Below are 435 nucleotides of genomic sequence, written 5' to 3'. Positions count from 1 at the left end.
TTCTACAACGCGCGCGAGGGCGGTGCCATGCTCAAGCGCTGCCACTTCGACGGGCTGTCGGACTTCGACGGCCTCGATCTGCAACGCCGCAAGGTCATCGCCGACTTGATGGTGAACTACAGCGGCTGGTGAGCCCGTTTCGGGCACACCCCCGTCTTTTCGTTCCCCACGAGGGACATGCGCCCACACGGCCATGTCCCTCGATTTCCTTTCCGTAGCCCAGCGTAAAGCGGCTGAATCAAAGCCAACGATCAGCGCCGACTGACGAATTTTCCCTTTTCAACCCACCGGGTCCAATTCCCGGTGGCGGGAATTGGCTCCATTATTCAATCTGGAGCGTTCCCATGTCTCAGAATCCCAATCCCTTTGTTCGCGGCTACTGGAACTTGAAAATCGTCCGCACGCTGTCCATCAGCTACGAGGACGGAAGCCCGC

At 58.9% G+C, this 435-nt stretch carries 1 pseudogene; it reads left to right on the top strand.

The annotated features are described in order from the left end of the window. Window positions 1–344: 344 nt before the first annotated feature. Window positions 345–435: pseudogene (locus BRO63_RS33890) on the top strand (ABC transporter substrate-binding protein); the annotation flags it as partial.

This window comes from Achromobacter xylosoxidans, from assembly GCF_002192695.1.
Taxonomy (GTDB): domain Bacteria; phylum Pseudomonadota; class Gammaproteobacteria; order Burkholderiales; family Burkholderiaceae_B; genus Achromobacter; species Achromobacter xylosoxidans_C.
The sequence above is the reverse complement of the archived record's forward strand: the minus strand, read 5'-3'. Positions and strand labels throughout refer to the sequence as shown.